Genomic DNA, 8,492 nt, shown 5'->3' on the forward strand with positions numbered 1-8,492 from the left:
GCATAACCGCCAACACCTTGGGCGATTTCCCGTTCTTCATCCGTAATGAAAGGCACATCCAGGAATTTCGCGCCCAGCGATTCGATCTGTTCCTTCACCGCAGGCCGCACATCAGAGGCCTCGATGACTGCGCCAAGACGCTTGGCAGTGGCGATCGCTTGCAAACCAGCAACACCAGCGCCCATGATCAACATGCGCGCCGCCTTGACGGTACCGGCGGCGGTCATCAGCATCGGCATGAAGCGCTGATACGTGTTGGCCGCCATCAGCACCGCTTTGTAACCTGCAATGTTGGCTTGCGACGACAGTACATCCATCGATTGCGCGCGTGAGGTACGCGGCGCCGCCTCCAGCGCAAATGCTGTCAAACCGTGACTTGCCATAACAGCAATATTGTCGGCATCAAAAGGGTTCAGCATACCGACCACGACCGTACCGCTTTTCAGCAGGGGCAGTTCGTCCGCGCTGGGGGCACGTACCTTGAGTACGGTTTCCACGCCAAATGCAGCCGCCGCGGTAACCACCTCGGCGCCTGCAGCCGCGTAGGCCTCATCGGTAATGCTGGATAAAATGCCGGCGCCAGACTGTACCAAGACCTGATGCTTGGCTGCCACCAGCTTTTTTACCGTCTCCGGAGTCGCTGCAACCCTTGTCTCGCCAGGCCGCGTCTCGGCGGGGATGCCGATTTTCATGTACTTCTCCCATTAGTGTTAAGAATTCTTTCTGGAATCTTACACGGAAAAATTGCGACCCAACAACCAGACGTCTTGATGCAGGTTATTTATCCTAAAATTAATCATAAGTTGCGTGTATGACTACAATCACTCCTTCGCTCTGTGCTAGGCGTTGCGAAAGCCTTCCTTGCCGCTTTTCATCCAAAACCGGCAGGCAAGTTAAAATATCGGATTAACCGAGGAATTTATGACTGACGTTTGGAAACCCTCTGTCACAGTTGCCGCGATCATAGAGCGCGACGGCCGCTTCTTGCTGATTGAAGAAGCGACCAGTGACGGCATCCGCATCAGCCAGCCAGCCGGCCATCTCGATCCCAACGAGTCGCTGCTGGAGGCGGTCGTGCGCGAAACGCTGGAAGAAACCTCGCATGATTTCACCCCTACCGCGCTGGTTGGCATGTATATGGCGAGTTATGTATCGGCGCGGACCGGCAAAGCGGTCACTTACCTGCGCTTTGCCTTTTGCGGCGATCTCGGCGCCCAGCACGATCAGGCGCTCGATCATGGCATCTTGCGTACCCTGTGGATGTCGCGCGACGAACTGGCAGCCTGCCCCGAACGCCATCGCGGTTCGCAAGTATTGCTTTGCATAGACGATTACCTGCGCGGTCAACGCGCACCGTTAAGCATGCTGAACACCCATCCTAGCGCTTACGGAGTAGCTAATGTCTAGTAAAAAACGCGTTGTCATCGGCATGTCGGGCGGGGTTGATTCCTCCGTTTCGGCCTGGATGCTGAAGCAGCAAGGTTATGAAGTCATCGGCCTGTTCATGAAAAACTGGGAGGACGACGACGATTCCGAATACTGCTCGACGCGGCAGGATTGGATCGACGCGGTCAGCGTGGCTGACGTGATCGGGGTCGATATCGAAGCGGTGAATTTTGCGGCCGAGTACAAAGATCGGGTATTCGCCGAATTCCTGCGCGAATACCAGGCCGGGCGCACACCCAATCCGGATGTCCTGTGCAATGCCGAAATCAAGTTCAAGGCGTTTCTCGATCACGCCATGAAACTAGGCGCCGACCTGATCGCTACCGGCCATTATGCCCGGGTGCGGCAAGCCGACTCCGGTCGCTTCGAGTTATTGAAAGCGGTCGACGCCAGCAAGGATCAAAGCTATTTCCTGCACCGCCTGAACCAGTCGCAGTTATCGCGAACCCTGTTCCCGCTGGGTGAAATCCAGAAAACCGAAGTGCGCAAGATCGCCGAACAGATTCAGTTACCGAATGCCAAGAAGAAGGACTCGACCGGCATCTGTTTCATCGGCGAACGGCCGTTCCGTGAATTCCTGAACCGTTACCTGTCTTATAAACCGGGACCGATGAAAACCCCGGATGGCGATGTGGTGGGTGAGCATGTCGGCCTGAGTTTTTACACGCTGGGCCAGCGCAAGGGCATCGGTCTGGGTGGCATGAAGACGCACAAGAATGCCGGTGGCGATAGCGATCCTTGGTATGTCGCCAGGAAAGACGTGGAAAACAACACTTTGTACATCGTCCAGGGGCATGATCATCCCTGGCTGCTGTCGTCGACGCTGCAAGCCGGACAACTCAGCTGGGTGTCGGGCGAAGCGCCGGATAGCGAGCATTTGTCAGCCAAGACGCGCTATCGGCAGGCTGACATGGCATGTTCGTTTGAGAGCCTGCTGTTGCCTGAAATAGTGACGGGAGCGGGGACGGGAGCGAAAACTGAAAACTTCGCACTCAAATTCACCGATCCACAATGGGCGGTCACTCCCGGCCAGTCTGCGGTACTGTATGACGGCGATATTTGTCTCGGTGGCGGTATTATCGAGTCATCGCGCAGCGCTGTCTGATACTCGCTGTTTGAACTGATTCCGGCTGGCCGTCCTGGCCAGCCTTTTCGTAAATCTTCTCGCAAGCCTTTTCCTAAGCCTTCCCGCCAAGTCTTCCCGGACTTTACTTTGTTGCGCAACTGCAGCACAAAGTTCCTAATTATTATTTCTATTTCAGAAATAGTTAATTTCCAATAAGGCTATTTATTGTTGATATCGAAATCTCTAAACTTAGCTTCATCGATGGGCGCAACACACAAGCAACATTAACAACGCAAGTGCGCCGCTCACCGAGGCAGGACCCGACGGGCTGCACAACGCCTGTTCCGCCGAGCCCGGTGCCATCAACTTACTGGAGAAAAACATGAACGCCAAACAATTTATCGCAGGTCTCGCAATCTTAGCCGCCGCTGGCAGCGCAATGGCAGTTACCCCATATCCACCTGAAACACCGTTCGTCTCGACCAAGTCGCGTGCCGACGTCCAGGCCGAGCTGTTGCAAGCACAGAAAGACGGTTCGCTGAATGTGGCGAGCAATCAATACCCCGTGATCGCAACCGCAAGCAAACCGGTTAGCCGTGCTGAAGTCGTGAGCCAGATCAACAAGACTGAGCCATCGATCTACAACGGTAACTAAGCTGCAAAAATATCTGACGCGACGCTGATTCGACGAGTTTCAGCGTTACGCAAAAACGCCAGCAATGCTGGCGTTTTGCTATTATTGAATCATATCCTCGTGCACCGCAAAAACCCGGGGTTTTAGCAGATAGAAACGTTCAAACCAGTCATCCTATTTTGGGTTCACATGTGGTTATTTCTCTTCTCCAGGCGTTCACCTTCGGTCAATCTGCTGCTGGCCTGTTCCTTGACGCTCCTGCTAAGCGCCTGCGCTGATTTCTCAGGCATCAATCCGCAATCCAAATTAACGGATAGCAATTCGCTCTCTGCAGGCAAAGCGCTGACAGACATCACCAACACTCAATGGCCCAAAACTGCCTGGTGGCAAAATTATCGCGATCCACAACTTGATGCCCTGGTACAACAAGCCATCGCCGACAGCCCTAATTTGAAGATCGCGCAGGCGCGCATCCGCCAGGCGTCGTCATTGGCCGGCGTGGCGCGTGCCGCCACACTACCCAAGGTGGGCGCCGAAGCCAGCAGCACGCGCGGCTTGTACTCATCCGAATATATCTTCCCGCCACCGCTCGGCGGCAGCTGGAACTGGGACAATGAAATTACCGTCAAGGCCAGCTATGATCTTGATCTGTGGGAAAAGGATCGCAGCGCGCTGGAGTCGGCGCTCGATACAGTCCATGTCAGCGCCGCCGAAGCCCGTAGCGCCCAGCTGAATCTGGAAGTCGCCGTGGTCCGCGGCTATCTGCAGCTGGCCACGCAATACGCGCTGCGCGACATTGCCAGCTCAACGTTGACACAGCAAACTTCCATCGCCAGCATCGCGCAACGAAAACTGGCGGCGGGCCTCGGCACCCGGCTGGAAGTCAGCCAGGCCGAAACGGCATTGCCTGAGGCGCGCGCCAACATCGAGAAAATCGATGAGAGCATCGCCTTGCTCCGCAACCAGATTGCCGCTTTATGCGGCAAAGGCCCCGGCAGCGGCGACGCAATTCAGCGACCGCAACTGGCTGCTCGCCTGGTCGGTGCTGACAACCAGTCGCCGCTGGCGATTGGCTTGCCCGACAATGTGCCGGCACATCTGATTGGCCGTCGCCCGGATGTCATTGCGCAACGCTGGCGGGTTGAAGCTATGGACAAGAATATCGATGTCGCCAAGGCGGCGTTCTATCCCGATATCAATATCTCCGCCTTCATCGGCTTGCAAGCACTCGGCTTCACCAATTTCCTGAGTGCGTCGTCAGGTGTGCGCGGCGCCGGGCCGGCCATTTCGCTGCCGATTTTTGAAGGCGGCCGCCTGCGCGCCAATCTCGGCGCCCAAACCGCCGCGCTCGACGGTGCTATCGAAAGTTACAACAACACCGTGGTGCAAGCGCTGCAAAACGTCGCCGACCAGATCGTCAAACTGAAGTCGCAGCAACAGCAGCGCGGACAGTCTGAACAAGCATCGGCGCTGGCGCAGCAATCCTACGATCTGGCCAAACGCGCTTACCAGGCTGGCCTGACCGCTAATATCAACGTCATACAAACCCAGTTGACCCTGTTGCAGCAACAACAACGCGTAGCGCAAATCCGCGCCAGTTATCTGGACAGCTGGGCGCAACTGATGCAGGCGCTGGGCGGTGGCCTGGGCGACGATTTGCCGAAACCCGCTGCCGCGGTAACGACAACTGCAGATAAATAAGCGACGCCAATCATGACAATCGTGAGCGGGATTGCAAGCAATCGGCACAGTTGGCTGGACCATCTGAAACATGCTGCCGTCGGCTGGGTAGAAGGTCATGGCCAGGATCTGCTGTATATCAGCAAAATCCTGCTGGCGACTTTGCTAGCGCTGGGCCTGTCGCTGCTATTCGACTTGTCCAAACCGGGCACCGCAATGGTGACCGTCGTCATCGTGCTGCAGCCACGCAGCGGCCTGGTGCTGGCCAAGGGTTTCTATCGTTTCGTCGGCACCGCAGTCGGGGTCGTCATGTCGATCATCCTGGCGGCTTCGTTTTCGCAACAACCGGTCTTGTTCCTGGCGGCCGGTGCCTGCTGGCTGGCTTTTTGCACCGCCGGCTCGACAGTATTCCGCAATTTTCAATCGTATGCCTTCGTGCTGGCCGGATATACCCTGGTGATTGTCGGCTTGCCGGCAGCCCTGCAACCGGATCAAGCCTTCGATATCGCCATGACGCGCCTCAGCGAAGTGATGCTGGGACTACTCTGCGCCGGGGTTGTCAGCGACGTGCTGTTCCCCAAACAATTGTCCGACGTCCTGCTGCAGATTGCGCGCAAGCGCTTCGCCGATTTCAAGCGCTTCATAGCATTGGATGAGGTTGCCGATTCGCGGCCAGTGCGTGAGCGGATGGTGCTACGCTTTATCGGCGAAGTCGTTTCGCTTGAAGCCCTGCGCACCTCGTCGGTATTTGAAAGCGCTGCCGGACATCTGCAAAGCCTGCGGCTAAGGCAGCTGAATAACGCCTTCATGACCGCCTCTACCACCTTTCATTCACTCGACCAGCTGTTCGGCCGCTTGCAAACCAATGGCAAACTAAGCACGCTCGATGCATTATTGATGGAGTACAAAGCGATCGTGCGCGCGCTTTCCAGTCAGAATCTCTCGCTACTGACACAAGTGCGCAGTGAGCTGCCGCAACGGCTGACCGCCTTGCGCCGCGGCCTCGCTGCCAGCAGTGACAGCGACAGTAGTCACTTGCTCGATTTCGATTCCGCCACCGAATTGCTGACAAGATTCGCCTATGAACTGCAGATTTACGCAAGAATCCATACCGTCGTGACCCAGACCGAGTTGCACCGGCCGGACGATGTCCAGCTGATCTCGCATTATGTAGCGCGCACCGACCCGACGATGGTCGTGACATCAGCGTTGCGGGCGGCGATCGGCTTTGGCGTATCGTCGCTATTCTGGATAGAATCCGGCTGGGTTTCCGGCACCGACGCGGTCGTCATGGCAACCGTCGTCAGCGCCCTGTTTGCGGCAGCTCCCTCCCCCTCCAAGATAGTCAGGCAATTCATGATCGGCGCTGCGCTGGGTGGATTTTTCGGCTTCTTATCGGCCTATTACCTGCAATCGCAAGCAGAAAATTTCACCATGCTGTGTCTCTCGCTGGCGCCATTCATCCTGATCGGCGCCTGGCTTAGCACCACCCAAAAATACGCCGGCATCGGCACCGGAATATTGCTGTTTTTCTTGTCATACGCCAGCATCGGCAACAACTATCAGTTCGACATGCCGGCGCTGCTCAACGGCATGGCCGGCGGCTTGATCGGGGTTGCCATTGCCCTGGTCATGTATCAAATCATCGATCCATCCGATAGCAGCTGGATCAAACGCCGCCTGGCGCGCGCATTACGACGCCAGGTGATAGAGGCTTGCAGCCGGCCGTTACCCGGACTGGCGGCGCGGTTCGAGAGCGGCACACGCGATCTGCTGGCGCGCTTTGCGGTTACCCACTCGCTGGAAAATCCGGATGACCGCGATATCATGACTTGGTTATTATCCGTATTGGAAATCGGCCGTGCCGTGATCCAGTTGCGACAGGAGACGTTAAGTGTCGAAGATCCTGCGGCGCACGAAAAAATCGAACAATGCATACGTAGCATCGCCCATCTTTTTGCGCGACCCAGCCAAACCCGTTTGCGCACTGCGCTGGATGCCGTGCTGGCTGCGATTGCCGTTTGCGGCGAACTGCCGTCCGTGCTCGCCAATTTGCATCTGATGCGCGGCGCCATGCTGGAACGCGTCACCGTGCTGACGCCCGCCGAAACCTCACCTATCCTTTCGGAGACTTGACCATGCCGCGCGAAATCGCATTATTCGATGCGCTCATACCGACTTTGCTGCTGGTATTTATCGGCTGCCTGTTTTTGCAGATGGCAATCGATTGGGTATTCACCCGCCTCGGCTTGTTTCGTTTTGTCTGGCATCCCAACCTGTTCCGAATCGCCCTGTTTTTTTGCATTTTCGGCGCCGCCGGATTGCTGCTGCACACCGCATAATTTGCCGTAAAAATTTGTTCTAAGGCCGACATGAAATCATCAACCATTCTAAAAACACTGCTGCAGGTAGCGATCACGCTGATCGTAGTGCTGATCGCGTTCTTGCTGGCGCGCGCGCTGTGGGACCGCTACATGAACACGCCCTGGACCCGCGATGGCCGCGTGCGCGCCGACGTCATCAGCGTCGCCGCCGATGTCTCCGGCATCGTGGTCGCGGTGCCGGTAGCCGACAACACCTATGTACACAAAGGCGATTTGCTGATGAAGATCGACCCGGCGCGCTACACGTTGGCGTTAGCGCAAGCTGAAGCGGCAGTAGCCGAACGCCGGATCGGCCTGAGCACCAAACAACGCGATGCGGCACGTCGCGCCAAGCTGGATGGCGATGTGATTTCCAACGAAAACCGCGAAAACTCCAGCGCCGACGCCTCCGCCGCCCAAGCCCTTTATCAAGCAGCCCTGGCAGCCCGCGACAGCGCCAAGCTGAACCTGGACCGCACCGAAATCAGAGCCACGGTAGACGGCTGGATCACCAACCTCAACGTCCATGCCGGCGACTTCGCCCAGGCCGGGACGCCGAAGCTGGCGGTAATCGATGCCAATTCGTTCTGGGTGTACGGTTATTTCGAAGAAAACAAACTACCCCTGATGAAAGTCGGCGACGCCGTCGACATGCGCCTGCTCGGCAGCGAGCAGATCATCAACGGCCACATCGACAGCATCTCACGCGGCATAACCGACCGCGACAATGCGTTAGGCAGCAACGGCCTGGCCAATGTGAACCCAAGTTTCAACTGGGTCCGGCTGGCGCAACGGGTGCCAGTGCGCATCCATATCGACAAGGTGCCGGATGGGATAACGCTGGCTGCGGGTATGACTTGTACGGTGATTGTTAAGCCCGGGCAGCGGAACGACAAAAAATAAGAGCAAGCTGCTGCGTGCTACGGCATGTACTTCGTGGTCCGTTAAATGGGGTCAGAGTCTGACCCTTCCCCTCAAATAACAACATGAATAGCCATAGAGCGCAGGGTATGAATTGCCTGGTTAATTTGCGAGATTGGGATCTGTCGGGGTGCTTCGCGCATCCACCACAGTGCGAGTGAGAGGATGGACAAGGTCTGTTCGGCTTTGTGCCGGCTACCGTATTGGATCTTGAACCCCTGATGTTGCGCGGTTAATCCGATGATCCAGAGCGCATACATGGCGAGTGCTCCGATCAATAGCAGAATGGAAAAACGCAGTGGATCACGCGTTTGACTCTGAGATAGTCCCAATCCAAATTGGGCATTTTTGATGTCACGAAAGGTCTGTTCGATCTGCATGC

Annotated in this window: 7 protein-coding genes and 2 pseudogenes; 7 read left to right on the forward strand and 2 right to left on the reverse strand. The window is 56.6% G+C overall.

Annotated elements, in window-relative coordinates; translation table 11 throughout:
* Positions 1-692: pseudogene (locus tag BM029_RS25185) on the reverse strand (NAD(P)(+) transhydrogenase (Re/Si-specific) subunit alpha); the annotation flags it as partial.
* Between the two features lie 229 nt (positions 693-921).
* On the opposite strand from BM029_RS25185, the gene BM029_RS25190 reads away from it, so the two are divergent.
* From BM029_RS25190 to BM029_RS25220, 7 genes are all read left to right on the forward strand, one after another.
* Complete coding sequence (locus tag BM029_RS25190; protein WP_092440757.1) at positions 922-1,407, forward strand: NUDIX hydrolase; 486 nt, start codon at positions 922-924, stop codon at positions 1,405-1,407.
* The gene (mnmA, locus tag BM029_RS25195; RefSeq protein ID WP_092440759.1) at positions 1,400-2,551 is read left to right on the forward strand and encodes a tRNA 2-thiouridine(34) synthase MnmA; all 1,152 of its coding nucleotides are present in this window, start codon (positions 1,400-1,402) and stop codon (positions 2,549-2,551) included. Before BM029_RS25190 ends, mnmA begins: the two co-directional genes overlap by 8 nt.
* A 343-nt stretch (positions 2,552-2,894) precedes the next feature.
* Complete coding sequence (locus BM029_RS25200; protein ID WP_092440761.1) at positions 2,895-3,167, forward strand: DUF4148 domain-containing protein; 273 nt, start codon at positions 2,895-2,897, stop codon at positions 3,165-3,167.
* Between the two features lie 168 nt (positions 3,168-3,335).
* Complete coding sequence (locus tag BM029_RS25205; protein WP_092440763.1) at positions 3,336-4,847, forward strand: efflux transporter outer membrane subunit; 1,512 nt, start codon at positions 3,336-3,338, stop codon at positions 4,845-4,847.
* Between the two features lie 12 nt (positions 4,848-4,859).
* A complete protein-coding gene (locus BM029_RS25210) occupies positions 4,860-6,962 on the forward strand; it encodes an FUSC family protein (protein ID WP_092440765.1) in 2,103 nt (700 codons plus the stop codon).
* Between the two features lie 2 nt (positions 6,963-6,964).
* Positions 6,965-7,168: a DUF1656 domain-containing protein gene (locus BM029_RS25215; protein WP_092440767.1), complete on the forward strand. Its 204-nt coding sequence runs from the start codon at positions 6,965-6,967 to the stop codon at positions 7,166-7,168.
* A 30-nt stretch (positions 7,169-7,198) separates the two neighbouring features.
* The gene (locus BM029_RS25220; protein ID WP_092440769.1) at positions 7,199-8,092 is read left to right on the forward strand and encodes an efflux RND transporter periplasmic adaptor subunit; all 894 of its coding nucleotides are present in this window, start codon (positions 7,199-7,201) and stop codon (positions 8,090-8,092) included.
* Positions 8,093-8,163: 71 nt separating this feature from the next.
* On the opposite strand, the pseudogene BM029_RS26035 reads toward BM029_RS25220, so the two are convergent.
* A pseudogene (locus BM029_RS26035) lies at positions 8,164-8,492 on the reverse strand (IS4 family transposase); the annotation flags it as partial.

Source organism: Collimonas sp. OK607, assembly GCF_900111995.1.
GTDB lineage: Bacteria > Pseudomonadota > Gammaproteobacteria > Burkholderiales > Burkholderiaceae_D > Collimonas.

Bases quoted from the DNA above. Each gene is read 5' to 3' on its own strand.
- BM029_RS25190 (WP_092440757.1), top strand. From the start codon at position 922: ATGACTGACGTTTGGAAACCCTCTGTCACAGTTGCCGCGATCATAGAG.
- mnmA (WP_092440759.1), top strand. From the start codon at position 1,400: ATGTCTAGTAAAAAACGCGTTGTCATCGGCATGTCGGGCGGGGTTGAT.
- BM029_RS25200 (WP_092440761.1), top strand. From the start codon at position 2,895: ATGAACGCCAAACAATTTATCGCAGGTCTCGCAATCTTAGCCGCCGCT.
- BM029_RS25205 (WP_092440763.1), top strand. From the start codon at position 3,336: ATGTGGTTATTTCTCTTCTCCAGGCGTTCACCTTCGGTCAATCTGCTG.
- BM029_RS25210 (WP_092440765.1), top strand. From the start codon at position 4,860: ATGACAATCGTGAGCGGGATTGCAAGCAATCGGCACAGTTGGCTGGAC.
- BM029_RS25215 (WP_092440767.1), top strand. From the start codon at position 6,965: ATGCCGCGCGAAATCGCATTATTCGATGCGCTCATACCGACTTTGCTG.
- BM029_RS25220 (WP_092440769.1), top strand. From the start codon at position 7,199: ATGAAATCATCAACCATTCTAAAAACACTGCTGCAGGTAGCGATCACG.